The organism is Ruegeria sp. AU67 (genome assembly GCF_900312795.1).
GTDB lineage: Bacteria > Pseudomonadota > Alphaproteobacteria > Rhodobacterales > Rhodobacteraceae > Ruegeria > Ruegeria atlantica.
Genome location: NZ_OMPH01000021.1, coordinates 47,466 through 73,008, shown reverse-complemented (window position 1 = coordinate 73,008; position 25,543 = coordinate 47,466). Strand labels below are relative to the sequence as shown.

30 protein-coding genes are annotated in these 25,543 nt (G+C 57.5%); 23 read left to right on the top strand and 7 right to left on the bottom strand.

What is annotated here, in order from left to right; translation table 11 throughout:
* The first annotated feature begins 40 nt into the window (after window positions 1-40).
* From DK510_RS11660 to DK510_RS11615, 11 genes are all read left to right on the top strand, one after another.
* A complete protein-coding gene (locus DK510_RS11660; protein ID WP_109312246.1) occupies window positions 41-553 on the top strand; it encodes a GNAT family N-acetyltransferase in 513 nt (170 codons plus the stop codon).
* Complete coding sequence (locus tag DK510_RS11655; RefSeq protein ID WP_109312245.1) at window positions 550-1,095, top strand: GNAT family N-acetyltransferase; 546 nt, start codon at window positions 550-552, stop codon at window positions 1,093-1,095. The genes DK510_RS11660 and DK510_RS11655 overlap by 4 nt, the downstream gene beginning before the upstream one ends.
* A complete protein-coding gene (locus tag DK510_RS11650; RefSeq protein WP_109312244.1) occupies window positions 1,092-1,643 on the top strand; it encodes a GNAT family N-acetyltransferase in 552 nt (183 codons plus the stop codon). Before DK510_RS11655 ends, DK510_RS11650 begins: the two co-directional genes overlap by 4 nt.
* Window positions 1,640-1,936 carry a chorismate mutase gene (locus DK510_RS11645; protein WP_058273325.1) on the top strand — a complete coding sequence of 99 codons (297 nt, stop codon included), beginning with the start codon at window positions 1,640-1,642 and terminating at the stop codon, window positions 1,934-1,936. Before DK510_RS11650 ends, DK510_RS11645 begins: the two co-directional genes overlap by 4 nt.
* A gap of 67 nt (window positions 1,937-2,003) precedes the next feature.
* Window positions 2,004-2,393 carry a 30S ribosomal protein S16 gene (gene rpsP / locus DK510_RS11640; RefSeq protein ID WP_058273326.1) on the top strand — a complete coding sequence of 130 codons (390 nt, stop codon included), beginning with the start codon at window positions 2,004-2,006 and terminating at the stop codon, window positions 2,391-2,393.
* A 12-nt stretch (window positions 2,394-2,405) separates the two neighbouring features.
* Window positions 2,406-3,041: a 5,6-dimethylbenzimidazole synthase gene (bluB, locus tag DK510_RS11635; protein WP_109312243.1), complete on the top strand. Its 636-nt coding sequence runs from the start codon at window positions 2,406-2,408 to the stop codon at window positions 3,039-3,041.
* A gap of 6 nt (window positions 3,042-3,047) precedes the next feature.
* A complete protein-coding gene (locus DK510_RS22975) occupies window positions 3,048-3,197 on the top strand; it encodes a hypothetical protein (RefSeq protein WP_199520026.1) in 150 nt (49 codons plus the stop codon).
* On the top strand, window positions 3,190-3,693 hold the full coding sequence (rimM, locus tag DK510_RS11630) for a ribosome maturation factor RimM (protein WP_058278985.1): 504 nt from the start codon (window positions 3,190-3,192) through the stop codon (window positions 3,691-3,693). Before DK510_RS22975 ends, rimM begins: the two co-directional genes overlap by 8 nt.
* A complete protein-coding gene (locus tag DK510_RS11625; RefSeq protein ID WP_109312242.1) occupies window positions 3,693-4,508 on the top strand; it encodes a hypothetical protein in 816 nt (271 codons plus the stop codon). Before rimM ends, DK510_RS11625 begins: the two co-directional genes overlap by 1 nt.
* Window positions 4,505-5,314 (top strand): tRNA (guanosine(37)-N1)-methyltransferase TrmD, encoded by an 810-nt coding sequence (trmD, locus tag DK510_RS11620; protein WP_109312241.1) that lies wholly within the window; start codon window positions 4,505-4,507, stop codon window positions 5,312-5,314. Before DK510_RS11625 ends, trmD begins: the two co-directional genes overlap by 4 nt.
* A 134-nt stretch (window positions 5,315-5,448) precedes the next feature.
* Window positions 5,449-5,874 carry a hypothetical protein gene (locus DK510_RS11615; protein ID WP_160116504.1) on the top strand — a complete coding sequence of 142 codons (426 nt, stop codon included), beginning with the start codon at window positions 5,449-5,451 and terminating at the stop codon, window positions 5,872-5,874.
* Here DK510_RS11615 and DK510_RS11610 read toward each other — a convergent pair.
* Window positions 5,871-6,674 (bottom strand): GH25 family lysozyme, encoded by an 804-nt coding sequence (locus tag DK510_RS11610; protein ID WP_109312239.1) that lies wholly within the window; start codon window positions 6,672-6,674, stop codon window positions 5,871-5,873. The genes DK510_RS11615 and DK510_RS11610 overlap by 4 nt on opposite strands.
* Window positions 6,675-7,052: 378 nt before the next feature.
* Here DK510_RS11610 and rplS point away from each other — a divergent pair, with 378 nt between their 5' ends.
* Together rplS and rpmE are read left to right on the top strand one after the other, a co-directional pair.
* Entirely contained in the window at window positions 7,053-7,436 is a 384-nt protein-coding gene (gene rplS / locus DK510_RS11600) for a 50S ribosomal protein L19 (protein ID WP_058273331.1), read from the top strand.
* A gap of 11 nt (window positions 7,437-7,447) precedes the next feature.
* A complete protein-coding gene (gene rpmE / locus DK510_RS11595) occupies window positions 7,448-7,669 on the top strand; it encodes a 50S ribosomal protein L31 (RefSeq protein WP_010437577.1) in 222 nt (73 codons plus the stop codon).
* An 80-nt stretch (window positions 7,670-7,749) separates the two neighbouring features.
* On the opposite strand, the gene DK510_RS11590 is transcribed toward rpmE, so the two are convergent.
* From DK510_RS11590 to DK510_RS11580, 3 genes are all read right to left on the bottom strand, one after another.
* Window positions 7,750-8,214, bottom strand: coding sequence for an N-acetyltransferase (locus tag DK510_RS11590; RefSeq protein WP_109312237.1), 465 nt, complete (start codon window positions 8,212-8,214; stop codon window positions 7,750-7,752).
* 59 nt (window positions 8,215-8,273) lie between these two features.
* The gene (locus DK510_RS11585; RefSeq protein ID WP_109312236.1) at window positions 8,274-9,869 is read right to left on the bottom strand and encodes an MFS transporter; all 1,596 of its coding nucleotides are present in this window, start codon (window positions 9,867-9,869) and stop codon (window positions 8,274-8,276) included.
* An 81-nt stretch (window positions 9,870-9,950) separates the two neighbouring features.
* A complete protein-coding gene (locus DK510_RS11580) occupies window positions 9,951-10,838 on the bottom strand; it encodes an AEC family transporter (RefSeq protein WP_109312235.1) in 888 nt (295 codons plus the stop codon).
* A 217-nt stretch (window positions 10,839-11,055) separates the two neighbouring features.
* Here DK510_RS11580 and DK510_RS11575 point away from each other — a divergent pair, with 217 nt between their 5' ends.
* Both DK510_RS11575 and DK510_RS11570 read left to right on the top strand, forming a co-directional pair.
* Window positions 11,056-11,865 carry a division plane positioning ATPase MipZ gene (locus DK510_RS11575; protein ID WP_109312234.1) on the top strand — a complete coding sequence of 270 codons (810 nt, stop codon included), beginning with the start codon at window positions 11,056-11,058 and terminating at the stop codon, window positions 11,863-11,865.
* A 323-nt stretch (window positions 11,866-12,188) separates the two neighbouring features.
* Complete coding sequence (locus tag DK510_RS11570; protein ID WP_109312233.1) at window positions 12,189-13,655, top strand: uracil-xanthine permease family protein; 1,467 nt, start codon at window positions 12,189-12,191, stop codon at window positions 13,653-13,655.
* Window positions 13,656-13,732: 77 nt separating this feature from the next.
* Here the strand turns inward: DK510_RS11570 and DK510_RS11565 are convergent, their stop codons facing one another.
* Window positions 13,733-14,977, bottom strand: a complete 1,245-nt coding sequence (locus DK510_RS11565) for an adenylate/guanylate cyclase domain-containing protein (RefSeq protein ID WP_109312302.1) — start codon at window positions 14,975-14,977, stop codon at window positions 13,733-13,735.
* 60 nt (window positions 14,978-15,037) lie between these two features.
* On the bottom strand, window positions 15,038-15,490 hold the full coding sequence (locus tag DK510_RS11560; RefSeq protein ID WP_109312232.1) for a MarR family winged helix-turn-helix transcriptional regulator: 453 nt from the start codon (window positions 15,488-15,490) through the stop codon (window positions 15,038-15,040).
* A gap of 57 nt (window positions 15,491-15,547) precedes the next feature.
* On the opposite strand from DK510_RS11560, the gene hmgA reads away from it, so the two are divergent.
* The 7 genes from hmgA to DK510_RS11525 all read left to right on the top strand — a co-directional run bounded on the left by hmgA (window position 15,548) and on the right by DK510_RS11525 (window position 22,181).
* Complete coding sequence (hmgA, locus tag DK510_RS11555; protein ID WP_109312231.1) at window positions 15,548-16,903, top strand: homogentisate 1,2-dioxygenase; 1,356 nt, start codon at window positions 15,548-15,550, stop codon at window positions 16,901-16,903.
* Window positions 16,904-16,925: 22 nt separating this feature from the next.
* Entirely contained in the window at window positions 16,926-18,182 is a 1,257-nt protein-coding gene (gene fahA / locus DK510_RS11550) for a fumarylacetoacetase (RefSeq protein WP_109312230.1), read from the top strand.
* A gap of 10 nt (window positions 18,183-18,192) precedes the next feature.
* Complete coding sequence (locus DK510_RS11545; protein ID WP_109312229.1) at window positions 18,193-19,143, top strand: MBL fold metallo-hydrolase; 951 nt, start codon at window positions 18,193-18,195, stop codon at window positions 19,141-19,143.
* A gap of 137 nt (window positions 19,144-19,280) precedes the next feature.
* Window positions 19,281-20,891 (top strand): FAD-dependent oxidoreductase, encoded by a 1,611-nt coding sequence (locus DK510_RS11540; RefSeq protein ID WP_109312228.1) that lies wholly within the window; start codon window positions 19,281-19,283, stop codon window positions 20,889-20,891.
* Window positions 20,892-20,896: 5 nt separating this feature from the next.
* Window positions 20,897-21,094: a DUF2783 domain-containing protein gene (locus tag DK510_RS11535; protein ID WP_200833234.1), complete on the top strand. Its 198-nt coding sequence runs from the start codon at window positions 20,897-20,899 to the stop codon at window positions 21,092-21,094.
* A gap of 19 nt (window positions 21,095-21,113) precedes the next feature.
* A complete protein-coding gene (gene maiA / locus DK510_RS11530) occupies window positions 21,114-21,752 on the top strand; it encodes a maleylacetoacetate isomerase (RefSeq protein ID WP_109312226.1) in 639 nt (212 codons plus the stop codon).
* Window positions 21,753-21,839: 87 nt separating this feature from the next.
* Window positions 21,840-22,181, top strand: coding sequence for a DOPA 4,5-dioxygenase family protein (locus tag DK510_RS11525; RefSeq protein ID WP_109312225.1), 342 nt, complete (start codon window positions 21,840-21,842; stop codon window positions 22,179-22,181).
* Here the strand turns inward: DK510_RS11525 and DK510_RS11520 are convergent.
* Window positions 22,178-23,806: an acyl-CoA synthetase gene (locus DK510_RS11520; protein WP_109312224.1), complete on the bottom strand. Its 1,629-nt coding sequence runs from the start codon at window positions 23,804-23,806 to the stop codon at window positions 22,178-22,180. The genes DK510_RS11525 and DK510_RS11520 overlap by 4 nt on opposite strands.
* A gap of 218 nt (window positions 23,807-24,024) precedes the next feature.
* Between DK510_RS11520 and DK510_RS11515 the strand changes: the two genes are divergently transcribed.
* The gene (locus tag DK510_RS11515) at window positions 24,025-25,422 is read left to right on the top strand and encodes an aspartate aminotransferase family protein (protein ID WP_108861337.1); all 1,398 of its coding nucleotides are present in this window, start codon (window positions 24,025-24,027) and stop codon (window positions 25,420-25,422) included.
* Window positions 25,423-25,543 lie beyond the last annotated feature (121 nt).

The window sequence follows — 25,543 nt, the reverse complement described above, 5'->3', positions numbered from 1 at the left end:
ACCAGCACGCTGCACCCAGCCCCCGTCCGGAAAGGCGGCGATGGCAGCAGCGCAATATCGCGCGGCCCTGCCGGTCATTCAGACCCGGCGGCTGGTTCTGGGTGCGCCCACTCTGGATGACTTGCCTGTTTGGACCACAGTTTGCGGCGAGAGCTTTGGCAGTTCCGAACAGGAGGCTTGGACCGAGTTTTCCTACTATACCTCCGGGTGGCTTCTGCATGGGCATGGCCTGTTCACGGTAACCCTAAAGAACGACGATCAGATCGCTGGTTTCGTTTTGCTGGGGCTGGAATGGGATGACCGCGAACCCGAGCTTGGCTATATGTTCAGCGCTGAGCACCGCAAGCAAGGCTACGCGACTGAGGCATGCGCGGCCGTACGTGACTTCGGTTTCGACCTGCTCGGATCGGGCCAGTTCGTCAGTTATGTCTCGCGGTCGAACACGCGTTCGAATGCGTTGGCGCAACGCCTTGGCGCATCCAGGGACGCAGCGGCCGAGAGCGCCTTTGACGCAGATCAGCGTGTCTGGCGCTATGGCGAGGTGCAGGCATGACACCGTCGATCCCCAGGTTGGAAACCGAACGCCTGATCATGCGGGCCCCTTGCGAAGCGGACTTCGAGGCCGAGGCCAAGTTCTTTGCCAGCGATGCGTCGAAATTCGTCGGCGGCCCCCTGCGCCCTGATGAAACATGGCGCGCCATTGCCATGCTGTTGGGTCACTGGGCCATGCGCGGCTACGGGTTCTGGGGCGTCGAGGAAAAGGACACCGGCAACTATGTCGGCCATGTCGGCCTGTGGTGCCCGCACAGCTGGCCCGAACCTGAAATCGGCTGGACGTTGATGAACAACGCAACTGGTAAAGGTTACGCGACCGAGGCCGCGCTGGCCGCGCGCGCGCATGCCTATGATGTGCTGGGCTGGGAAACGGCAATTTCGCTGATCGACCCGGAGAATCTGGGCAGCAAGGCCGTGGCCGAACGTCTGGGTGCCCAGTTCGATTACACTTTCGAGCATCCGGCTTTTGGTACGATGCAAGTCTGGCGGCACCCTGCCCCGGCCGATCTGGTGAACGGCGGGATGGAGGCCTACGCATGACCTCGTACACCATCCCCACCGTAGAAACCAAAAACCTGATCCTGCGCGCTCCGCAAGAGGGTGACCTGCCCGCGATGACAACCTTCTTCGCGTCGGACCGCAGCCGCATGGTCGGCGGCCCAAAAACGCCACTGGAAGCATGGCGGTCCCTTTTGGGCCGGTTCGGGCATTGGGCCATTATGGGTTACGGTGGTTGGCACATCGTTGAAAAGGCCGGCGGCGCCTTTGCAGGCTGGACCGGCATCATCAACGCGCCGGGCTGGGATGAGCCCGAATTGGGCTGGGTCATTTTTGAAGGTTTTGAAGGCAAAGGAATTGCGTTCGAGGCCGCGATGGCTGCCCGCGCCTATGCCGCCCAACACCAGGGGGTGAATGGCCCGATTTCGTACATCGCCCATGAAAACAACCGCTCGCGCGCGTTGGCAGAACGTCTTGGCGCCACCTATGAACGCGAAGGCGAGGTTGTGGGTCAACGCTGCCAGGTTTGGCGGCACCCGAAACTCGAATTCCCTGACACCGCTTTGACCACCGAAAGGACCGGCCAATGAACAACCCTGTGACTCGGGCTGCGACGTTGCTGAAAGAGCATCGCGAAAGCATCGACCGGCTGGACGCGATCCTCGTCTACACTCTGGGCGAGCGGTTCAAGCACACTCAGGCCGTTGGCAAGCTCAAGGCCGAACACGACCTTCCCCCGTCCGATCCCTCGCGCGAGTCCGCGCAGATCGCACGGTTAGAAGACCTGGCGGACAAGGCCCATCTGGACCCAGATTTTGCCAAGGCTTTCCTGAACTTCATCATTCAGGAAGTCATCCGACACCATAAGAAACACCAGAACTAAACCGGGAAAATCCCGGCTTTAACAAAGACACGCCTCTGGCGTGATGCCATCCAAAGGAGATACCACCATGGCAATGAAAATTCGTCTCGCCCGCGGCGGCTCAAAAAAGCGTCCCTTCTACCGCATCGTGGCTGCTGACAGCCGCATGCCGCGCGACGGCCGTTTCATCGAGAAGCTGGGCACCTACAACCCGCTGCTGCCGAAAGACAGCGAAGAGCGCGTGAAAATGAACATGGAGCGCATTCAGTACTGGCTGGATCAGGGCGCACAGCCCACCGACCGTATTGCACGCATGCTGGAAGCTGCCGGCACCCTTAACAAGGCCGAGCGCAACAACCCCAACAAGGGTACCCCGGGCAAGAAAGCTCAGGAACGCGCAGAAGAGAAAGCTGCAAAGGTTGCTGAAGCCGCCGAGGCAGCTGCTGCTCCGGCTGAAGAAGCAGCGGCAGAAGAGTAAGCAGGTCAGCGCGTGCAGGATCAGGATTTCACCGACGATTTTCGCACGCAGTTTGAACTGTTGATGCGGCTCCGGCGCGATGTGCGCCGATTCCGCACCGATCCCGTGGACGAGGCGGTGCTGACGCGCTGCCTCGACACATTTCGTCTGGCCCCTTCGGTGGGCCTGAGCGAACCCTGGCGCGTCATTCGCGTCGAAAGCGAAGCGGCGCGTGCCGCCGCGCTGGAAAATTTCCAACACGCCAATGAAAAGGCCCTTGCAGGCTATTCGGGCGACAAGGCGCTGAAATACAGCCGCCTGAAGCTGTCCGGCATGCAGGAAGCGCCTGTTCAGCTAGCTGTTTTCTCGGACGAGTCGACCAACAAAGGTCTGGGGTTGGGCGCGGGCACGATGCCCGAGATGCGCCGCTATTCTGTAGTTGCCGCAATCACCTTGTTCTGGCTCGCTTTGCGGGCCGAGGGGTTGGGTCTGGGTTGGGTCTCGATCCTTGATCCCGAACGGATGAAACGTGACCTTAACGTACCAGACGATTGGTCCCTCGTCGGCTATTTCTGTGTCGGCTTTCCGGAAGAAATGTCTGAAAGACCCGAACTTGAGCGTGCAGGCTGGGAACAGCGCAGCGCCCGGTTGCATATCGAAACGCGGTAAAGCCAGATGTTCGGACTGATACGGCTTCCCATCCTGTTGCTGATCGCTTTTATTGTGGGCGTGTTCTTTGAGCGCAATAACCAACGCGAGGCATGTGCCCCGCTTGGAGACTGGCAGGACGGACTATGTGTAACGACGGAAGAGCCAAATGACTGATCTGATCTGCGTGGGCAGCGTTGCGGGGTCTTACGGCGTGCGCGGCGAAGTGCGGCTTAAAAGTTTTTGCGCCATCCCTGAGGATATCGAGACCTATTCGCCCTTAACTGACGAAGACGGCAAGGAACGCTATCCCCTGGTGCTGACCCGCCCAATCAAAAACGGCTTTGCGGCGCGTTTGGGTGGGATCGAGACCAAAGAACAGGCAGACGCCATCAACGGCCTCCGCTTATTCGCGCGGCGTGATCAGCTGCCATCATTGCCTGATGACGAATTCTATCACACCGACCTGATCGAGCTTGAGGTCTATGACACCGGCGGAACGCTGCTGGGTCGTGTGAAGTCGGTACAAAACCACGGCGCCGCAGATCTGCTGGAACTGCACGGGCCGGGGTTGAAAGGCACCGTTTTTCTGCCCTTCACGCTTGAGGTTGTTCCAACTGTGGATCTGGACAAAGGCCGCATCATCGCAGACCCGCCCGAGGGGCTGATCTGATGCGACGCGTTCTGCTGCATCTGGGGCTACACAAGACCGGAACCACTGCAGCACAATCGTTTCTGTATGAAAATCGCGAATTGATCTGGCCACATTTTGCGCTGTTGCTGCCTTACAAGACGCGCAAATTGGGGCTGTCAGGTGCCGCGACCCGCCATTCCATCTATGGAACCGTGGGAACGCTGTCCGAATTCAGCTCGCAGACCCGAGAGTATCTGGCCACGCGGAACTTCGGCACGAAACGCGGCCTGATCGTCAGTGAAGAGAATTTCAGCGGCCTGCGTCCCAGCCGCAATATCGACCAGGGATATGCCGCCGCACCGGATCTGGCCGCTTGTCTGGTGGATGCCATCCGCGATCGGTTTGAGGATCAGGAGGTCGATATCACGATCTACCTGTCCTTGCGACAGCGCGGAGCGTGGTTGCGCAGCCTTTGGGCACACGATCTTCAGAGAACCCGCGAGGTCCAGGAATTCGACATCTTCCGCGCGAACATGGATCACCTGCCCCCGCTCGAGGAAACCGTCTCGGACATTCGCAAGAAACTGCCGTCGGTCACTGTGACCGAAGAGTGGCTGGAAGAGACGCATTTGCGACGCTTTGGTCCCGGTACGCCTTTTGCCGAATTCCTGAACTTGCCTCGGGAAAAAGCGCAGCTTTTGGTGCCGCCCACAAAATCCAACAGCAGGCTGCCGGAAAGCGTGTTGGCGGAATTGCTGACGCTGAACCGATCCCATCTGGACGAAGCGGAGTTGACCCGGCAAAAAGCGCTGGTAGTAGAGCGGGCAAAGAACGCGATGGTCGGCACAATATGACAGACAAGCCAAGCAAATCTCACGGACGCAAGGCAATCCGACCCACGCTGAAGCCGCGTGAATTGATGACTCCGACACCTGATCTGCACGGGGTCTGGAAGGCGAAAATCATCACCCTGTTCCCTTCCGCCTTTCCCGGCGTTCTCGGCGAAAGCTTGACGGGCAAAGCCTTGCAAGATGGATTGTGGCAGTTAGAGACGGTTGACCTGCGCCAGTTCGGCGTTGGCAAGCATCGCAATGTCGATGACACGCCGGCTGGCGGCGGCGCGGGTATGGTGTTGCGCGCAGACGTGCTGGGTGAGGCAATCGAACACACAATGGCTGGCGTGCAGGGCAACTGGCCATTGATCTACCTCAGCCCGCGCGGTCGCCGCATGGATCAACGTATGATGCAAAACCTCGCACGCTGCGACGGCATGACCTTGCTCTGCGGTCGGTTCGAAGGCGTCGATGAACGCGTGTTGGAACATTACGGCGTTCAGGAAGTCAGCCTTGGGGATTTCGTGATGACCGGCGGCGAGATCGCAGCCCAGGCGCTGATTGACTCAACTGTGCGGTTGATTCCCGGCGTATTGGGCAACCAGGCCTCAGCCGAAGACGAAAGCTTTTCCTCGGGTCTTTTAGAGCACCCGCAATACACCCGACCCGCAGATTGGAAAGGCCGCCCGATCCCCGACATTCTGATGTCTGGTCATCACGGGCGCATTGCCGAATGGCGGCACCAGATGTCTGAAGAGATCACCCGCAAGCGACGCCCTGATCTGTGGGAACGCTATGAGGAATCCGGGGACGACACACAGGATTGATACCCCGAGTGTGGCTAGTATGCAGCACGTTCCTGTATTTAGCGGACACCGCTTGAAGCTGAAGTTCTGAAAAAATACTCATCTTGCAGATATTGTAAAATGCGATTTCAATTCAACGCATAACAGGCTGCTAAATGAAAAAAATCATATGCTTAGCTATGCTTGCCCTTTCAGCTTGCACAACCAAGCCTCTTGAGATGGCAGTGCCCACTCAGGCGGGCCATAACCTGCACTCCGCAAAGGTCGCCGTGCAATCATGCGCCGCCGAGGAAGATATTGGGGGCAACAGCGCGGTGATTGGTGGATACGCCACGAATATCCTGCTGTGGGGCGTGATCCTGGGCCCCATCGTCACGGCGCCCTTCGACGATAAGCTTCGCTCACAGGGTGAAATTGACCAGGTGCACCGCTGCATGACCAAACTTGGCTTCGAGCGACGCGAACTGACTGATGGAGAGCGGTTCTGGCTGCATCACACATCTGGCGAAGAACGGGTACGCCGTCTGGATCACCTTGTGGCCGGAGGGACCATTGAAATTTATGGGGCATCAAGTGGCTAGGCGCCTCCCGCCTTCCATCTGGCCCATATCTCAGGCGGGCCGTTGAATGTGTTGATGTCCACTTTCCCCTGAACGCCAGGAACCAAACCCGTGCCCGTATACTGCCAAAACCGCCATGCGGCCTTGGGGTAAACGTTGCGCGGGTGCCCGGCGACGGACCGTAGCCAGAATTCCGTCTTGGGCAGGCGCGCTATGTCGGTATCACCGTAGAAATCCACGGTCGTATAGACGATCGGGCGGCGGCCATAGTGGCTTTCCAGGATATCAAGGAACCGCTTCGCCTCGGACCGGACGGTGGCGCCATCGGGTCTGATGGTGCAGGTCTTTGAATGTGGCGTCCATTCCATATCCAGCACATGCGGCAGGTCGGCACCTCGGGGCACGTTCTCGATGAACCATTTTGCCTGCTCATGCGCCGGTCGGCAAAAATAGTAATAGTGATAAGCACCCCATGGAACACCGGCGGCTTGCGCGCCGCGCCGGTGATCATCAAACAAAGGGTCGGCCACGTCCCCCCCCTCGGTCGCCTTGATGAATACGAAACTGACACCGGAGGACTTGGCCCTGCGCCAGTCAATCGGACCCTGCCATCGTGAAACATCGAGCCCGTGAACCGGATAGTGCCCCGGATGCCGGCCTTCCCACTCATGCGGCTTGGCATCCCCAAAGCTTGGAAAAATGACCGAGGGCGACGTGGTGCTCAGAAATGCCTTAGCTTCGACCTGTTGGGGCGGAGGGCTGCTGCGACCGCAGGAAAGGGTCGCGAAGGCCAAAACAGCCAGCATCAATGCTGTGCGCATGGTATGTTCCTGTTCTAAATTTCTGCTCTTATAATTCCCTCTAGAATGCCTGATCTGCCTGACAAGGCAACGGTGTTGTTGGCCGGTGGCGAAATCTTACCATTCGGCCCTGACCATTCTTGCGATTCAGGCTTGATCCCTGCCCACAAAGCCCGTAAAGCAGCGCAATCCGGTGCCGCGACATGCGACTCCGGTGTTTTGGTTTGCATCATGGCGTGACGCCCGGCTTTCTTCGGCCACGGCGCGGCAGGGCGGACCGGACCAAAGGAATATTCGATCTGACCTCTGGCGGGCTGTACGCAGGACCCGGTGAAGACCAAGAGCTCTCAGGCCGTGCTCAACTTCGTGGACCAACCACGAGCAGATAGGAGAAATGCGATGGACCTGATCGCACAGCTTGAGGCGGAACAGATTGCCGCCCTGGGGAAAGACATCCCCGATTTCAAAGCCGGAGACACCATCCGTGTCGGCTTTAAAGTGACCGAAGGGTCGCGCACCCGTGTACAGAACTACGAAGGCGTCTGCATCGCCCGCAAAGGCGGCAACACCATCGCCGGTGCGTTCACCGTTCGCAAAATTTCGTTTGGCGAAGGTGTGGAGCGTGTGTTCCCGCTGTATTCGACCAACATCGACAGCATCACCGTTGTCCGCCGTGGCCGCGTCCGTCGCGCCAAACTGTACTATCTGCGCTCGCGCCGTGGTAAATCCGCGCGTATCGCAGAAGTCACCAACTACAAGCCCAAGGCTGGCGCCGAAGCGTAAGGAACGGAAAGATGAAAAAAGACATCCATCCCGATTATCACGTCATCGACGTCAAAATGACCGATGGCACCGTAGTTCAGATGAAATCCACCTGGGGCGCTGAAGGCGATCAGCTGGCTCTGGAAATCGACCCCTCTGTGCACCCTGCATGGACCGGTGGTTCGTCGCGCCTGTTGGACGCCGGCGGCCGTGTGTCGAAGTTCAAGAAAAAATACGAAGGTCTGGGCTTCTAAGCCGGAACCTTTTGAGATGCGAAGGGCCGCCCACCGGGGCGGCCTTTTTTTGTGGGTAGAACGTTGCCAGAAATTAGTGGCTAAGCCAGCCGCATGATCAACTCGACCTCACCACCGACAAGCCGGCCAGTCGGCGCAAACCCGAACGATTTATAAAGCGGCAGCGCACTGCCGGGTTCGTCGACGACGCTGATCACCAGGTTAGAGCGACCCTTTTTCAAAGCCACGGATTTCGCAAAATCCAATGCGGCCATTCCATAGCCCCGGCCCTGACGAGATTTATCGACCATCAGCCGCCAGATATAGACGCCATCCGGGTCATCCTCGTCATCCAATTCTGCATCGGGATGTGCCATGTCGATAATGGCAAGCAATCCCACCGCATCGCCGCCATCCCAAATGCCATAGATTTCTGACCCCGGTTCGAAAATCGACTGCGCCATCGTCATTAGATTTGTCGCGACAAACCCTGCCTGATTTTCGCGCACAGACAATGCCACCAAAGGGCGCAAGGTTTTTTGAGAGAGTAATGCAAACTCAACCATGGAGACCTACTATCACAGCCGGATTTCCAGTAGAAGAATTGCCAACAGTTGAAGCGAACTCAACTCTTCGCACGCGTCAGCTCGGCTGCGCTGTGTACGGGCGGAACCGGGCCCCGAAGCAACATCAGCGCCAAAGCCATCCCGACTAGAGCCGCCACCGCGGCAACAAGCATCGTGCTGTCGAAGGCGTTGTCCTGCAAGTCCCTAAGGGCCTTGGCTAAAGCGCTGCTAGTTTCAGGATCCATTTTAGCGATCAGTTGTTGGATTTGACTCGGCGTCCCATGGGTTAGGGCATGGGCCAGATCTTCTCGCTGGTCGGAACCGGCGGGCAAAGCATTCATGACGTCGGAAATACCTCTGCGGGTCGTTATCGCTTCGGCCAAACCTCCGACCACGGCGCCCAGTGTCGCGCCAAAATACAGGCAGGCGTTAATCACCCCGGATCCCTGCCCCACATGTTCTTCTGGCAACACGCGCAGACCGAGCCGGGGTAAAAGTGAAAAACAGATACCTAATCCAATGCCGACGATCATCAGCTTCCACCAGATCTCGGCATATTGAGTGGAGTTCGAAGTTGTCATCAACAGCAAGAACCCACAGGCCATCGCCCCCAAGCCGATCACGATAGGCCATTGAAAGCTGTAGGGCGCCAGAAACCGGGGTGCAGTGACCGAGATCACGAACATGCTGAGGCTAAGCGGCATGATCGCTAAACCTGCGCCGATGGGCGAATAACCGAAGGCATCCGGGGATTGAACGAACGTGTTGAAATACACAAAGAAACAGAACAGCGTGAAGCCGGTGAAGAACATGCCAACGGCGGCCATGAAATAACGCGGATGCTTGAAGTATCGCAGTTCGATCAACGGATCGTCGCTGCGGCGAGACACGATAACAAGGATGATTGTCGCAACCGCCGCAACACCCAGCGGCATCAATGTCATCGGCGTTGCCCACCCGCTGCTTTCCCCATTGCTGAGCGCAAAGGACAGCGGGCCAAGGAACAACAGCAACGCAAAAGCGCCCGGATAATCAAACTTGGCCTCGGCCTGACGCGTGTCCGGCACGTAACCGCGTCGGCTAACATGCAGCCCAATCAGGAAGGCGAACACCAGCAACACCAGATCGGTCGCAAACACCGCACGCCAGCTGATATAGTGGGCAAAGGCACCGCCGACGATCGGGCCGACGCCAATGGCAAGTCCGACAATTGCACCCCATGCGCCGGTAACACCTGCACGCTGTTCTTCGGGTGTGGCGGCGGTGAGCAATGACAGAGATGTTCCAAATAGGGCCGCAGCACCCGCACCCTGCGCCCCACGCCCAAACAGAAGCATCGCGCCGTCTTGCGCAAACAGGACCGAGGCGGACCCAATTCCGAAGACAATCATACCAGCGAAGAACACGCCCATCTTGCCGGTGATATCGCCCAACCGGCTGACTATTGTGACCAGCGTGGCGCTGGCCACGGTATAGGTTGCCATCACCCATTGCAGACCGGATGGCGTCAAATCGAACTCGGCCTTGAGGTTGGGCAGGATGGTCGCAACAGCCGTTGTGTTAAACCCAACAACCATCATACAGATAGCCGTCATCGCCAGCACAACGCGGGCACCCCCCTCGTGCGTTGGGTCAGAAGGCGTCTTGTCGGTCATAATTCCACCCCAAAACTCATTGTTCTTAAATGCAATTCATCAGCAGTTTAGCGTTTTTTGTCGCTGCGCATAGGGTCGGCTTTAGATCCAGTAAGACAGAGCCACCGGCAGGACGATGATCGTGACCAGCGTCGACACAAGAATGAAACCAGCAACATCCGGCCCGTATTCCGGTACGTGCTGGTCAATGAACAGGTAAGTCGCAACCGAGGACGGCATCAGGCAACACAGGATCACCGCGCCGCGCTCAGCCCCGGTGAAACCAAAAACCCATACCAAAGCGCTGGCGATTGCAATCGCCATGACCAGATGCAGAACGGTCAACAGCACCGCCCGGCCCAGGCTTTTGATCCGCAACGTCGCCAGCGTATGGCCCAATGTCAGCAGCATCAGTGGGATCGACAGCCCCCCAAGAATGTCAAAGGATTTTGCCAGCGGTTGAGGCAAGCTAGATCCGCTCGCCATAAGGATCAGGGATAGGATCACTGCATAAATGATCGGGGACGTGACGAGCTTTCTGGGTGAAAACTCCCCCGCCGGTATCCACATACCGACGGTGAAAATGCTGATCAGCACCACCACGACGAATCCCATTGTATAGGCCATTCCCGCATCACCCAACGCAAGCAAGGCGATAGGCAACCCGATATTGCCCACGTTCCCATGCATAAGCGGCGTCAAAAAGGCCCGAACCGGCAGACGCATGGTTTTAAGTGCCAGAAATCCCAACACTCCGAACCCCGCAATGGCCAGCGCTGCGGCCGTCATGACGTCCAGAAAGGTGCCTACCGCGATCTTGGTTGTGGACAGGTGCGAGATGATCAGCGTCGGGTACCCAACGCGCGAAACGATCCCACCGATAACTTTGTTGTCGAACGGTGCCTTGATCGCGGCAAGGGCATAGCCGATTCCGGCGCAGATCAGCACCGGCAGAACCACGTTCAAAACGTTCAAAAACAGATGGTCCAACCGGTTCCCCTATTGCAAAACCCTGATTTGAACTGTGAAACAGCCTATTCGCTTTGGCAAGCGCGGGTCCTAACCGACCCAGCCGGTTGAGTTTTCCAAATTAGAGCCTGATATTGCTCTGCGCGGGCGCTTGGGGTTCTTCCCTTCCCGGCCTCCACAACATATAGTGGTTGGTAACAACGTGTGGTTAAGCACGGCGGGACGTGGGAATACAAGCATGGCACATATTATCGTAGTGGGGAACGAGAAGGGCGGCGCAGGCAAATCGACCGTGTCGATGCATGTAGCGACCGCACTGGCGCGATTGGGTCACAAGGTCAGCACACTGGACCTTGATCTTCGACAGCGCAGCCTTGGTCGGTACTTCGAGAACCGCGGCAATTTTCTAAAAAACGCGGGCCTGACCCTGCCCGGCCCCCGCCATCATGACCTGCCCGAGATTGATGCGTCCAAACTGAAGCCCGGCGAGAATATCTATGATCACCGCTTGTCCGCCGCGGTATCCGAACTGGAAAGCGACAGCGATTTCATCCTGATCGATTGTCCCGGATCGCACACCCGCCTAAGTCAGGTGGCACATTCGCTGGCCGATACGCTGATCACGCCACTGAATGACAGCTTTATTGACTTTGACCTGCTTGCACGGATCGACTCGAAGGGTGAAAAAATCCTGGGCCCGTCTGTCTATTCGGAAATGGTGTGGAACGCGCGCCAACTGCGCGCGCAGGCGGGACTAAAGCCCATCGACTGGGTGGTTGTCCGCAACCGCGTCGGCACCCAGCGCATGGTCAACAAGGAAAAGATGCAGCGCGCGATTGAGATGCTGTCCCAGCGCATCGGCTTCCGCGTCGCTTCGGGTTTCTCCGAGCGGGTTATATTCCGCGAGCTTTTCCCACGCGGCCTGACCTTGCTGGACCTCAAGGATATCGGGGTCAAACAGCTGAACATTTCGAACATCGCTGCACGGCAAGAGCTGCGCGACATGATGAAAGAACTGAACCTGCCGGGCGTTGAGATCGACTTCTAACGGCCACGTTCGGGCGTTCCAGCCCCAGCGCTACCATACCTCGCTAAAATTGTAGATCGGGTGTGCGCCCCTGCCCTTTTGGGCAATGAGTTTTGACAATACCGGGCGCCTGAAGCTTCAGCGTCGCGTTCAGGCTGACTCTGGACCGCCATTGGTTTCTTTAACTAAAATACAACTACCCAAAGCACCTTTTTGGTATTTTTGATAATCACCACTTTCCACCTGATCTAATAATAGACAACTTTGAATGGATCAGGATGTGAATTCCACACCGGGTTATCAAGGGACAGGACGCCAAATCGCGCGTTGACGGGAGGACAGCCATGACCAATTCATCCATTGGGACGCCGGAGCAACTTCGGGATCCAAACTATTTTCCAGCCATTTACCGGGCCGTACCGCTGGGGATACAGCACGTTCTTGCAATGTTCGTGTCGAACGTTACTCCGGCGATTATCGTTGCCGGCGCGGCGGGTTTTGGTTTTGGTTCAAACAGCCCGGACTTTCCCGAGTTGCTGTATCTGATCCAGATGTCGATGCTTTTCGCCGGTGTTGCCACGCTGTTGCAAACGGTAACGCTTGGCCCGGTTGGCGCAGCGCTTCCGATCGTACAGGGCACATCCTTTGCCTTCATTCCGATCATGATCCCTCTGGTTGCCGGAAAAGGCGTTGACGGTCTTGCCGCCCTGTTCGGGGGCGTGATTATCGGTGGTTTGTTTCATGCCCTGTTGGGCACGGTGATCGGCAGGATTCGCTTTGCACTGCCGCCACTGGTGACCGGATTGGTTGTGACGATGATCGGTCTTGCGCTGGTGAAGGTCGGCATCGAATACGCTGCGGGAGGTGTTCCAGCCAAGGCCGCTGGTGCTGAAAGCTATGGCTCATTGTCCAGCTGGACACCCGCGCTGATCGTTGTGTTTGTCACGCTGGGGCTGAAGTTCTTCGCGCGTGGCATGCTTTCCGTATCGGCTGTCCTGGTCGGTATTTTGGTGGGCTATGTTTATTGCCTACTGGTTGGGAAGCTGCCTGTCGAAGTGATCTCAGGCTCGTGGGAACGCTCTGCAGCTTTTGCACTGCCGCAGCCGTTCAAATACGGTTTCGAGTTCTCGTTCGCCGCAGTAATCGGTTTCTGCCTCATGGCCTTTGTGTCCGCTGTCGAAACGGTCGGCGATGTCTCGGGGATCACCAAAGGTGGCGCAGGTCGTGAGGCCACCGACAAAGAGATACAGGGCGCCACATATGCTGACGGTTTCGGCTCTGCCATTGCTGGTGTGTTTGGCGGCTTCCCGAACACCTCGTTCAGCCAGAATGTCGGTCTGATCGCTATGACCGGCGTCATGAGCCGCCACGTGGTCACCATTGGTGCCATTTTCCTGATTGTGTGCGGTCTGGTGCCCAAGGTCGGCGGGTTGATCCGAACGGTTCCGATCGAAGTGCTGGGCGGCGGCGTCATAGTCATGTTCGGCATGGTTGTCGCCGCAGGCGTATCCATGTTGTCGGATGTTGTATGGAACCGCCGGAACATGGTGATCTTTGCGGTTTCGCTTTCGATTGGTCTGGGGCTTCAACTCGAAGTCATGAACGTGGCACCCGGATCGGTAAATGCGCTGCAGCACCTGCCCGACACCCTGCGGGTTTTGGGCGCGTCAGGCATCCTTCCAGCAGCGTTTATCGCTATTGTGCTTAACCTCATCCTGCCAGAGACACTCGCTGATGAGGCGACAGAAGAAGTCTCTGGGGGTATGGCCGGCCACGGGCGGGGCGCGTTGGTTAAGGACGATCACGTCTGAGCCAGAAACCATTGCTTGGGCCTGTTCACAAATGGATAGGCCCATGCCGCAGTTAATTTCGGCCACGAAACGCAAACTCAATCCCGTGCGTCATTCGCCTTGTAAACCGTAAACAGTTCTTTCGGTTCCGGCACTCCACGCAGCATATAGCGACCGACAGAGACCAGCTCTGACGCGGCAGGTCGTGCAGCCTTTGCCACATCGTCCGAGATCAGGATCCGTTGCCCCAGCGACCGGTGCATTCCGGCAATCCGCGCGGTCTGGTTGACGGTCGGGCCGATGACGGTGAAGTCCAGGCGGTTCTCAGAACCAATATTGCCGTACAGAATCTCACCTGCATGCAGAGCCAGCGTATAGTTCGACACAGGCAGGCCATCGGCGGAACGTTGCGCGTTCAGTTTCGCCATCGATGTCTCCAATTCGGCGACGGCCGCCAGTGCCGCACGCGCGTCCGCATCGATCTCTCCGACATCGAACATGGCCATTAGCCCGTCGCCCATGAACTTGAGGATGCTTCCATCGCATTTGTGGACCACGTCTATCGCAGCGGCCAGATACTCGTTTAGCATCTCAATAAGGGCATCGCCCGGCAGCTCTTCGGACAGGCTGGTGAATCCCTCAAGGTCAAAGTTCCAGATCACTGCATCGATCTGCTGAAGCGACCCACGCCTGATCTCGCCGGACAAAACGCGCCGACCGGCATCACGACCCAAATAGACGCGCATCAGGTCCTTTGATATCCGCTGGTTGTTTGCCGATTTCAAAGCCAATCCGAGATGTGGCAGGGCTGTATTGATCAACGCCAGATCGCTGTCCTTGAACCCCTCGGGCGCGTTTGACGTCCAGGACAACAATACACCGTTCACCGCCTTTTTGGCGTCCTTCGGCTGATTATGAGTCGGAATGTCAAAGGACACACCCGTCGCGTAATATTCAGTGGCGCCATGTTCGCGCAGGTCATTCAGTAAGGGAAATCGGCTTGGTTCATTCTGATCCACCAACCGTTCGTGCACAACGCTTTCGCCTTCGTTCAGAACAGCAAACAGAGGGCTAGCACGCCATTGATCGCTGGGTTGTTCAGAGTATTCGAACTTTTGATATTCCCCGCCTTTGCCGTAATACCAGCTATAGCCGGTTCCGCCATAAATCGGGTGCAGGGTCGATTGGGCCGCGTGAAATCGCATTAGCGGAACGCCCAGTTCCACCAGGCGATTGCAGTACTCCTCCAGCAGTTCTTCTTTTTCGACACCCTCAAGCCCGCGCGCCACCAGCCAGTTGATCAGATCGCTTGATTTTGCCGTATCGGCATCCAAGGTCGTCATGTTTTGTCCCATTTTTGTTCTGGGCTTCATCTGGGAATTGAGGCAGTAAATTACCAGTGGTCAATTCATATGCGCCAGACGCCGAAGCATTTTGCGCAACAGTTCTGCTTCGTTTCGGGAAAACAGGCCGGCAAGCTTTGAATCATAGGCCTCGGCCACCAGGCGCAAGTCCCTGTAAACCGTCTGACCTGCGGATGTCAGCGTCAATTGTTCAACCCGGCGGTCGGATGTGTCGCGATTACGGGCTAAGTATCGGCGCTGTTCCAATTTCGAAACTGCACGGCTGACCTTGGTTTTGTGAATTTTGGCGCGCTCACCTATTTCTTTCGCAGTCATCTCGCCGTAATTTCCCAGATGAAACAAGACGCGCCATTCGGTGCGAAGCATTCCGTAACGGTCCTTATAGACCTGCTGAAACTCCAGCGAACTTTCTTCGGCTGCTCGGTTCAGCAGATACGGCAGGAATTCCTGCAGATCAAAGTCATCTTTTTTGGCAGATTTGTCTTGAGTCATGCTTGTTAGTTACAAAATCAACTATTACTCGACAAGCAGCAATTGGAGGAACACAGGATGAACCATCCGACGGATCCGCACAAAATGACGCAAGCCAGCACGACCGTTGGCACGCATGCGGGTTATATGCCCGGCTTTGGAAACGACTTCGAGACAGAGGCCCTGCCCGAGGCGCTGCCGCAGGGTATGAACAGCCCGCAGCGTTGCAACTACGGCCTTTATGGTGAACAGCTTAGCGGCACGGCCTTTACAGCCAATCCGCCCGAGCGCACGTGGTGCTATCGCATTCGCCCGTCGGTCAAGCATTCGCACCGTTATGAAAAAATCGAACTGCCACATTGGAAATCCGCGCCCTGCGTTGACCCGGACGTGATCAGCCTTGGCCAATACCGCTGGGACGCAGTGCCTCATTCCGATGAGGGGCTGACATGGCTCACCGGTATGCGCACCATGACAACGGCGGGGGATGTGAACACGCAGGTGGGCATGGCCAGCCACATCTATCTGGTCACCGACTCTATGGAGGATGACTATTTCTTCTCGGCCGATTCCGAGATGTTGGTGGTGCCACAGGAAGGTCGCCTGCGGTTCGCGACTGAACTCGGAATCATTGATCTGGAACCCAAGGAAATCGCCATTCTCCCCCGTGGCCTCGTGTACCGTGTCGAGGTGCTGGAAGGCCCGGCGCGCGGGTTTGTCTGCGAGAACTACGGCCAGAAATTCGAATTGCCCGGCCGCGGTCCAATTGGGGCCAATTGCATGGCCAATCCACGCGATTTCAAGGCTCCGGTGGCGGCGTTTGAAGACCGCGAGGTGCCTTCGACCGTGACGGTCAAATGGTGCGGGCAGTTCCATACCACAAAGATCGGCCAAAGCCCGCTGGACGTGGTGGCGTGGCACGGGAACTACGCGCCCTACAAATATGACCTGCGCACCTACTGTCCGGTCGGTGCAATTCTATTCGACCATCCTGATCCGTCGATCTTTACTGTCCTCACCGCGCCCTCGGGGCAACCGGGCACGGCAAACATCGATTTTGTCCTGTTCCGCGAACGCTGGATGGTGGCCGAGGATACTTTCCGCCCGCCCTGGTATCATAAGAACATCATGTCCGAGTTGATGGGCAACATTTATGGCCAGTACGACGCCAAACCGCAGGGGTTTGTTCCGGGCGGCATGAGCCTACACAACATGATGCTACCGCATGGGCCGGATCGGGAAGCGTTTGAAAAAGCATCAAACGCGAACCTCGGGCCAGACAAGCTGGACAACACGATGTCCTTCATGTTCGAAACCCGATTCCCGCAGCATCTGACACCATTTGCAGCCAACGAAGCCCCGTTGCAGGATGACTACATCGACTGCTGGACGTCGCTTGAGAAAAAGTTCGACGGCACGCCGGGCAAAAAGTGACACCCAAAAGAGGTTTGAATACATGCCATTAATGAAATCCTGGGTGGCCTCGGCCAATGACGCCGATCACCCGTTTCCTCTGAACAACTTGCCATACGGCGTTTTCTCGACCGAAGGAGGTGATCCGCGGTGCGGTGTGGCGATTGGCGAAATGATTTTGGACGTCACCGCAGCCGAGGCACGGGGCCTGATCGAACTGGCAGACGAGCCACTCTTCGACCTGCCGTTCTGGAACCCGTTGATGGAGGAAGGTCCTGCCGTCTGGGCTGCTTTGCGCAACCGCCTGACCGCATTGTTGGCCGAAGGCGCAGAAGAGCAGGCGCAGGTTGAACCGTTGCTTATTGCCCAGATCGACGCCGAAATGCACATGCCTTTTGCGGTCAGCGAATACACCGATTTCTATGCCGGACGTCACCACGCGCAAAACGTTGGCACCATGTTCCGCGGACCGGAAAATGCCCTTCCGCCGAACTGGTTGCATATCCCCATCGGGTATAACGGCCGGGCTTCTTCCGTTGTCGTGTCGGGCACCGATATCCGTCGGCCTTGGGGTCAGCTCAAGTCGCCCGATCATGACATGCCCGCTTTTCTGCCCAGCCGTCGTTTTGACATCGAGCTTGAGATGGGCGCGATTGTCGGTACACCCTCGGACGGACCCATCTCGGTTCAGGAGGCCGACGACAACATCTTTGGCTATGTTCTGCTGAACGATTGGTCCGCACGCGATATTCAGGCCTGGGAATATCAACCCTTGGGGCCGTTTCAAGCCAAAGCCACAGCCACTTCGATCAGCCCGTGGATTGTGACAAAGGCGGCGCTGGAACCCTTCCGCTGCGACACGCCTGCGCGTGAATTCGAGTTATTGGATCACATCAAAGACTGCGGTCCGATGCTGTATGACATTGATCTTGAGGTCACGATGGAGCCCGACGGCAAGGGCGCCACAGTCATTGCCCGAACAAATTACAACGAAATGTACTACTCGGCCGCCCAACAACTGGCACACCATTCGACCTCAGGCTGCCCAATGAACACGGGCGATCTGCTTGGGTCTGGCACGATTTCCGGTCCAACAAAACCGGAGCGGGGCTCGCTGCTGGAACTCAGCTGGGGTGGAAAGGAACCGCTGACGCTGGATACCGGTGAAACCCGCACATTTATCGAGGACGGTGACACACTGACCCTGACAGGTGCCGCCAAGGGCCAAGGTTACACCATCGGGTTTGGCGACTGTGTCGGGACCCTGCTGCCCGCCCTTGAAAACCCATACGCCCGATAAGGAACTCATCATGGCTAAGGCATTCGCATCCCAGGGGGACATGTCCGAAAAGAAGATCTCTTTCACCGAGGTCGGCGAGGGCCTTTATGCCTTCACCGCCGAAGGCGATCCAAATTCCGGCGTCATCATTGGCGATGACAGCGTCATGATTGTCGAGGCGCAGGCGACCCCGCGATTGGCCAACAAGGTGATCGAATGCGTGCGATCCGTGACCGACAAACCGATCACACATGTTGCGCTGACCCATTACCACGCAGTCCGCGTATTGGGGGCCAGCGCCTTTGGTGCGCAACAGATCCTCATGTCGGACATGGCGCGCGCCATGGTCGTTGAACGCGGGCAAGAGGACTGGGATAGCGAGTTTCAGCGTTTCCCGCGCCTGTTTGAAGGCCATGAAAGCATCCCCGGCCTGACCTGGCCCACCACCACATTCAGTGACACGATGACGGTTTATATTGGGAATCGTCGGGTCGATCTTATGCATTTGGGCCGCGCACACACCGCAGGTGATATCGTCATTCACGTACCCGATCAGAATGTCATGTTCACCGGTGACATCGTCGAATACCACTCGGCCTGCTATTGCGGCGACGGGCATTTCAGCGTTTGGGGTGATACGCTGGATGAAATCAAGTGGTTCGACGTTGATGCCATCGCACCGGGTCGCGGAGACGCTCTGGTCGGCAAGGACATGGTCAATGCAGCCATCGAGAACACACGCGACTTCGTCGAAAGCACCTATCGGCCCGCCGCAAAGGTTGCAGCCCGTGGCGGTTCTCTGAAAGAGGCATGGGACGCGGTGCGCGCCGAATGCGATCCAAAATTCGCGGATTACGCGATCTACGAACATTGCCTGCCCTTCAATGTCGCCCGCGCCTATGACGAAGCGCGCGGTATCGACACGCCCCGTATCTGGACCGCCCAGCGCGACTTGGAGATGTGGGAGGCCCTGCAGGGCTGAAGTAGACGGGCAAACTTGATCCAGATCGTTTTGCACAGGGGAAATAAGTGGAATCATAGGGCAAGGCCTTCTGGCGCACATGTGCCAGAGGGCGGGATCTAGTGCGCCCACGGCGCCTGAGTATCGGGGGAGAGCCCATGAACAAGATTTTCGAAGTTCCACTCTATGCCTATCAACGCAGCCCGGATCAGGACACGGCAAGCTCGGTACGACACAAGGTTATCGTGATTGGTGCCGGCCCGGTTGGGTTGGCCGCAGCCATTGACCTGGCCCAGAAAGGGGTCCCCGTCGTCGTGCTCGACGACAATGACAAGGTTAGCTTTGGTAGCCGCGCGATCTGCTTTTCACAGCGGTCTCTGGAAATCGCCGACCGTCTGGGCGCCGGGGATAAATTGGTCGATAAAGGCGTGCTGTGGGATGCCGGCAAAGTCTTTTTTGACAACCGTCAGGTCTATGAGTTTCACCTGCAACCCGACGCGGGCTATGCGCACCCCGCCTTCATCAATCTGCAACAATACTATTTTGAAAAAGCGCTTGTTGAGCGGGTACGGGAATTGCAGGCTGAGGGCGCGCCGATTGAAATTCGCGGCCAGAACAAGGTCGAAGCCGTCGGCACGCACAACGATCACGTCAAGCTTGAAGTCGAAACTCCCGAAGGCCCCTATAACGTTGAGGCGGATTGGCTGATTGCCTGTGATGGGGCAAACTCGCCCACCCGCCGCATGCTGGGCCTGGATTTCGAAGGCCGCGTATTCGAAGACAACTTTTTGATCGCTGATGTTGTGATGCAGGCGGATTTTCCGAGCGAGCGTTGGTTCTGGTTCGACCCGCCGTTCAACCGGGGACAGTCCGCGCTGCTGCACAAACAGCCGGACAACGTGTGGCGGATCGACCTGCAACTGGGAAAAGACATCGATCCAGAACATGAAAAACAACATGAAAACGTGATCCCGCGGCTCAAGGCCATGTTGGGTGAAGACGTGAAATTCGAACTCGAATGGGTCTCGATCTACACGTTCCAGTGCCGCCGAATGGAGCGGTTCCGCCATGGTCGCGTATTGTTTGCTGGCGACAGCGCTCATCAGGTCAGCCCATTTGGCGCTCGGGGGGCCAACTCTGGCATACAGGACGCAGACAACCTGTGCTGGAAGCTGAAGCTAGTCATTGACGGCGATGCGCCCGAGGTTTTGCTGGACAGCTACAATCGCGAACGGGTCGAGGCTGCGGATGAGAACATCAGCGCATCTACGCAATCGACAGAGTTCATCACGCCCAAATCCGACATGTCGCGCCTGTTGCGGGATGCTGTTTTGGACCTCAGTGAGCGTTATGAGTTTGCGCGCCCGCTGGTCAATTCCGGTCGCTTGAGCACACCTTGCGCCTATACCGCATCATCGCTCAGCTCTGCCGACGCGCTGAACGGGCCAGAGCTGACACGCCCCGGTTCCGCTTGCCCGGACGCACCTTTGAGCGATGAATTCCTGCTACCAAAACTGGCTGGGAAATTCACGCTGCTGACAATTGATGCGGATGCGCCCGACAGGATCGAAGAGGGCGGCGTGCAGGCGACGCGGCTGGCTCTGTCGGTCAAGGATGACCTGTCTTTGGAATTGAAGCGCAGGTATCTGGGTGATGCAACGGGTGCGGTGTACCTGATCCGGCCTGACCAACATGTTGCAGCCCGTCGCGACACATTCGAAGAAAACGCGTTCCGGCAGGCGATCCGCCGGGCAACAGGTAAGGAGTGAACGAAATGACCGATCTGATCCTTTCCCCCAATCTGGAAAATGCCGACGGTTTCTATGCCGATCTGGTGGCGGCACATGATGGGCTGGTCAAAGCCGACAGTGACGCCCTGAATGCACGTCTGGTTCTGGTCCTGGCCAATCACATTGGGAACGCAAATGTATTGTCTAGCGCCCTGAAAGCCGCCACGCTGAAGGACACCTGACGAACCGAGGAGATCGATGATGAGCGGCGTGGTGCTGTATGACTTTTGGCGGTCTTCGGCCAGCTACAGGGTGCGCATCGCGCTGAACCTGGCTGGGATCAGCTATCGCGCCGTTTCAATTGATCTGACAGCGGGCGAACAAAGGTCCGGCAACCACTTGGCGCGTAACCCACAGGGGCTGGTCCCCGTGCTCGAGATTGACGGGCTGCGGTTGACACAATCTCTGGCCATTATCGACTATCTTGACCAAACTCGCGGCCTTGGACTGTTGCCTCCGGAACCGGCGGCCCGGGCACATGCGCTGGCTTTGGCGCAATCCATCGCGGTCGATGTGCATCCGGTCTGCAATTTGTCCGTCGCGCAGTATGCGGCCGCGCTGAGTGATGGTGCTGACGGGATGCCCGGCACCTGGATGCGCCATTTCATTCGCCCCGGCCTACTGGCTTTTGAGGCGCTTCTCGAGGGCTTCGAACAAGCGCCCTATTGCACCGGGGCCAAGCCCGGACTGGCCGATGTTTGCCTGGTCCCGCAAATGTACAATGCGCGCCGTTGGGACGTGGATTTATCGGACTTGCCGCGCAGTATAAACGCCGAGGCCGCTTGTGCCGAACATCCCGCCTTTGCCGCAGCCCACCCAGATCTCCACGCACCCACTTGATCTGGCGCACAGAGCCTGTGTGGCGGCGCAAGTGGCAATACCATTTGCAGCACCGTACCTTGTTCGAAACGTATGCAAGAGGCCCCAATGTCAGAGATCACCGGCTATCACGCCCATGTCTATTTCGACGCAAACACGCAAGCCATTGCCCAGCAGGTCTGTGAAGAGGTCGCCGATCTGTTTCCGGTACAGATGGGGCGCATGCATGCCAAAAATGTAGGCCCCCACCCGCGATGGAGCTGCCAGTTGGGCTTTGGCCCGGACGCGTTCGATCAAGTCATGCCGTGGCTGATGCTGAACCGGCAAGGCCTAACCATTTTCACCCACCCGGAAACCGGCGACCATCTGGCGGACCACCGGGACCGGGCGATCTGGATGGGCGAAATGCTGGATCTTGACCTGTCGATCTTTGACAAGATAGGCGCTTAATTCAGCGCCCGCGCCTGATCCCGTAGTTTGAACTTCTGAATTTTTCCGGTCGAGGTTTTGGGCAAAGGTCCGAACACCACCGTCCTTGGTGCTTTGAAATGGGCCATGCTATCGCGGCAGAATGCGATGATATCCGCCTCGCTCGCCTGCGTGTTTGGCTTTAGTTCGATGAACGCACAGGGTGTTTCACCCCACTTGTCGTCCGGGCGCGCGACCACGGCCGCCTCCATCACCGCCGGGTGCTTGTAAAGGATATCCTCAACCTCCACGGATGAGATATTCTCGCCACCCGAAATGATGATGTCTTTCGACCGGTCCTTAAGCGCGATGTAGCCGTCCGGATGCATCACCCCCAGATCACCCGAGGCAAACCATCCACCCCGGAACGCCTTGTCCGTGGCGTCGGCGTTCTTGAGGTAGCCTTTCATGACGACGTTGCCTTGCATGAAAATCTCACCCATCGTCTCACCATCAGCAGGCACAGGTTCCAGCGTGTCCGGGTCCGCAACCATCAGCCCCGACAGAGCCGTATAGCGCACACCCTGACGGACCTTCAGCGCGGCGCGGTCTTCGGCCCCCTTGTCGTTCCACTCGTCTTTCCAGGCGCAGACAACCGACGGACCATAAGTCTCAGTCAATCCATAGACATGGGTAACTTCGACGCCCATGTTTTCCATGCTTTCGATCACCGCGGCGGGCGGCGGCGCGCCAGCGGTCATCACCTTGATCTCATGATCGAAATCCTTGAGGTGGTCGGGCGCATTGGCCAGCATGTTAAGAACAATCGGTGCTCCGCAGAAATGTGTTACTTTCTCATCCCGGAATGCGGCATAAATCGGTTCGTCCCGCACGGCCCGCAGACAGACCGAAACACCCGCATTCGCGGCCATCGCCCAAGGAAAACACCAGCCGTTGCAGTGGAACATTGGCAGGGTCCACAAATAGACCGAATGCTTTGGCATGTTCCAGTCCAGCAGGTCCGACTGCGCGTTCAGCGCAGCGCCCCGGTGGTGATACACGACGCCCTTGGGATTGCCTGTTGTCCCCGAGGTATAGTTCAACGTGATCGCGTCCCACTCATCTTTGGGTAAGGACCAGTTGAATTCAGGGTCGCCCTCGGCCAGTAAGGCGTCATAGGTCAGGCCGCCGAGCTTCTCACCACCGTCAAAGCTCGGGTCCTCGATATCGACGATCAGTACATCGTGATCCACCTGTTTCAGCGCCTCTTTGACCACGCCTGAGAACTCGGGATCGACCAGAAGGACTTTGGATTCCGCGTGATTCAGAATGAAGGCAATGATCGGTGCGTCCAATCGAGTGTTGATGGCATTCAGAACAGCACCTGCCATCGGCACGCCAAAATGCGCCTCATACATTTCCGGAATGTTGGCCGCGATGACTGAAACCGTGTCGCCCGTGCTGATTCCGCGGGCGGACAATGCGCCTGCCAGCCGGCGGCAGCGGGCATAGGTTTCAGCCCATGTATAGCGACGCGCGCCGTAAACCACGGAAGGATAATCCGGGTAAATGTGCGCTGTCCGCTCGATAAAACTCAGCGGTGACAACGGCGTATAGTTTGCCCGGCATTTGTCCAAATGACGCTCGTAGATGCTGGCTTGTGTCATTTGCTGACCCTCCCTCTGCGGTTCTGGCGAATTGAGCACAAAGTCGTTCCTCTGACAAACCCGTAATAATACGCCGTGGCCATGGACTGGATTTACGGGATGGTGCAATCTGGCCCTATCTCCGACAGAGCTTTCGCGGTGATCTGAGCCATCGAAAACACAAAGCCGGGACGGCCCTTTTCGCCGCCCGCGCCCCAGCCATTCTGAAAGGACATGTCATGGACGGCACGTTCAACGAAAACGATCTCTCGCACGTGGTCGAAGCCGACCGCGCCCATATCTGGCACCACCTGCTGCAGCATAAGCCATTGGAAAGCAACGATCCGAAGATCATTGTCGAAGGCAAAGGCATGCGTGTCTGGGACCAGAACGGCAAAGAGCATCTGGATGCCGTGTCCGGTGGCGTCTGGACCGTTAACGTCGGCTATGGCCGCGAATCGATCTGTAAGGCGGTTCACGACCAGCTGATGAAGCTGTGCTATTTCGCAAATACCGCAGGGTCTATCCCCGGTTCGATCTTTGCTGAAAAACTGATCAGCAAAATGCCGGGCATGAGCCGCGTTTATTACACCAACTCCGGTTCCGAAGCGAACGAGAAGGCGTTCAAGATGGTTCGCCAGATCGCGCACAAGCGTTATGGCGGCAAAAAAACCAAGATCCTGTACCGTGACCGCGACTATCACGGCTCGACCCTGGCAACCATGTCTGCTGGCGGCCAGGACGAGCGTACGGCGCAGTACGGTCCGTTCGCACCAGACTTTGTCCGCGTTCCGCATTGCATGGAATACCGCAAGCACGAGCTGGGCTTGGAAGAGCTGTCCGGCGAGGCATTCGGCAAAGCAGCCGCGGACGCCATCGAAGAGGTGATCCTGCGCGAAGGCCCCGAAACCGTTGGTGCGCTGTGCCTTGAGCCTGTGACCGCCGGTGGTGGCGTGATTGAAGCGCCCGAAGGTTACTGGGAACGCGTGCAGGAAATCTGCAAAAAGTACGACATCCTGCTGCATATCGACGAAGTCGTCTGCGGCGTCGGTCGTACCGGCACCTGGTTCGGCTATCAGCAATACGGCATCAAGCCTGACTTCGTGACCATGGCCAAAGGCGTTGCCTCGGGCTATGCGGCGATTGCCGTGATGGTTACCACCGAAGAAGTCTTTGACATGTTCAAAGACGACATGTCGGATCCGATGAGCTATTTCCGCGACATCTCGACCTTTGGTGGCTGCACCGCCGGGCCAGCTGCTGCAATCGAAAACATGCGCATCATCGAAGACGAGAACCTGCTGCAGAACTGCATTGATATGGGCGACCGGATGTTGGGCAACCTGCAGGCGCTGATGGATAAGCACGAAGTTATCGGCGACGTGCGCGGCAAGGGTCTGTTCCTGGGTGCCGAACTGGTTTCCGACCGGGCCACCAAAGAGCCCATGGACGAGAAAAAGGTTCAGGCGGTTGTTGCCGACTGTATGGCGCAGGGCGTCATCATCGGGGCCACCAACCGTTCGATCCCCAGCCGCAACAACACGCTGTGCTTCTCGCCTGCACTGATTGCAACCGCAGACGACATCGACCAGATCACTGATGCGGTCGACGGCGCACTGGGTCGTGTGTTCGGCTGAACCTAACTGGAATAAATCTGCCATCACTCATGCAACCACGGCAGATGAACTTAGACCGGCGCGCCCACCGCGCCGGTTTTTTTGTGTTTACACACAAGGGTTTGTCAAATGCGCCAACTCA

What these genes read in the sequence shown, in the direction of transcription:
- DK510_RS11660 (WP_109312246.1), top strand. Translation starts at nt 41, where the DNA reads ATGGCAGCAGCGCAATATCGCGCGGCCCTGCCGGTCATTCAGACCCGG.
- DK510_RS11655 (WP_109312245.1), top strand. Translation starts at nt 550, where the DNA reads ATGACACCGTCGATCCCCAGGTTGGAAACCGAACGCCTGATCATGCGG.
- DK510_RS11650 (WP_109312244.1), top strand. Translation starts at nt 1,092, where the DNA reads ATGACCTCGTACACCATCCCCACCGTAGAAACCAAAAACCTGATCCTG.
- DK510_RS11645 (WP_058273325.1), top strand. Translation starts at nt 1,640, where the DNA reads ATGAACAACCCTGTGACTCGGGCTGCGACGTTGCTGAAAGAGCATCGC.
- rpsP (WP_058273326.1), top strand. Translation starts at nt 2,004, where the DNA reads ATGGCAATGAAAATTCGTCTCGCCCGCGGCGGCTCAAAAAAGCGTCCC.
- DK510_RS22975 (WP_199520026.1), top strand. Translation starts at nt 3,048, where the DNA reads ATGTTCGGACTGATACGGCTTCCCATCCTGTTGCTGATCGCTTTTATT.
- rimM (WP_058278985.1), top strand. Translation starts at nt 3,190, where the DNA reads ATGACTGATCTGATCTGCGTGGGCAGCGTTGCGGGGTCTTACGGCGTG.
- DK510_RS11625 (WP_109312242.1), top strand. Translation starts at nt 3,693, where the DNA reads ATGCGACGCGTTCTGCTGCATCTGGGGCTACACAAGACCGGAACCACT.
- trmD (WP_109312241.1), top strand. Translation starts at nt 4,505, where the DNA reads ATGACAGACAAGCCAAGCAAATCTCACGGACGCAAGGCAATCCGACCC.
- DK510_RS11615 (WP_160116504.1), top strand. Translation starts at nt 5,449, where the DNA reads ATGAAAAAAATCATATGCTTAGCTATGCTTGCCCTTTCAGCTTGCACA.
- DK510_RS11610 (WP_109312239.1), bottom strand. Translation starts at nt 6,674, where the DNA reads ATGCGCACAGCATTGATGCTGGCTGTTTTGGCCTTCGCGACCCTTTCC.
- rplS (WP_058273331.1), top strand. Translation starts at nt 7,053, where the DNA reads ATGGACCTGATCGCACAGCTTGAGGCGGAACAGATTGCCGCCCTGGGG.
- rpmE (WP_010437577.1), top strand. Translation starts at nt 7,448, where the DNA reads ATGAAAAAAGACATCCATCCCGATTATCACGTCATCGACGTCAAAATG.
- DK510_RS11590 (WP_109312237.1), bottom strand. Translation starts at nt 8,214, where the DNA reads ATGGTTGAGTTTGCATTACTCTCTCAAAAAACCTTGCGCCCTTTGGTG.
- DK510_RS11585 (WP_109312236.1), bottom strand. Translation starts at nt 9,869, where the DNA reads ATGACCGACAAGACGCCTTCTGACCCAACGCACGAGGGGGGTGCCCGC.
- DK510_RS11575 (WP_109312234.1), top strand. Translation starts at nt 11,056, where the DNA reads ATGGCACATATTATCGTAGTGGGGAACGAGAAGGGCGGCGCAGGCAAA.
- DK510_RS11570 (WP_109312233.1), top strand. Translation starts at nt 12,189, where the DNA reads ATGACCAATTCATCCATTGGGACGCCGGAGCAACTTCGGGATCCAAAC.
- DK510_RS11565 (WP_109312302.1), bottom strand. Translation starts at nt 14,977, where the DNA reads ATGACGACCTTGGATGCCGATACGGCAAAATCAAGCGATCTGATCAAC.
- DK510_RS11560 (WP_109312232.1), bottom strand. Translation starts at nt 15,490, where the DNA reads ATGACTCAAGACAAATCTGCCAAAAAAGATGACTTTGATCTGCAGGAA.
- hmgA (WP_109312231.1), top strand. Translation starts at nt 15,548, where the DNA reads ATGAACCATCCGACGGATCCGCACAAAATGACGCAAGCCAGCACGACC.
- fahA (WP_109312230.1), top strand. Translation starts at nt 16,926, where the DNA reads ATGCCATTAATGAAATCCTGGGTGGCCTCGGCCAATGACGCCGATCAC.
- DK510_RS11545 (WP_109312229.1), top strand. Translation starts at nt 18,193, where the DNA reads ATGGCTAAGGCATTCGCATCCCAGGGGGACATGTCCGAAAAGAAGATC.
- DK510_RS11540 (WP_109312228.1), top strand. Translation starts at nt 19,281, where the DNA reads ATGAACAAGATTTTCGAAGTTCCACTCTATGCCTATCAACGCAGCCCG.
- DK510_RS11535 (WP_200833234.1), top strand. Translation starts at nt 20,897, where the DNA reads ATGACCGATCTGATCCTTTCCCCCAATCTGGAAAATGCCGACGGTTTC.
- maiA (WP_109312226.1), top strand. Translation starts at nt 21,114, where the DNA reads ATGAGCGGCGTGGTGCTGTATGACTTTTGGCGGTCTTCGGCCAGCTAC.
- DK510_RS11525 (WP_109312225.1), top strand. Translation starts at nt 21,840, where the DNA reads ATGTCAGAGATCACCGGCTATCACGCCCATGTCTATTTCGACGCAAAC.
- DK510_RS11520 (WP_109312224.1), bottom strand. Translation starts at nt 23,806, where the DNA reads ATGACACAAGCCAGCATCTACGAGCGTCATTTGGACAAATGCCGGGCA.
- DK510_RS11515 (WP_108861337.1), top strand. Translation starts at nt 24,025, where the DNA reads ATGGACGGCACGTTCAACGAAAACGATCTCTCGCACGTGGTCGAAGCC.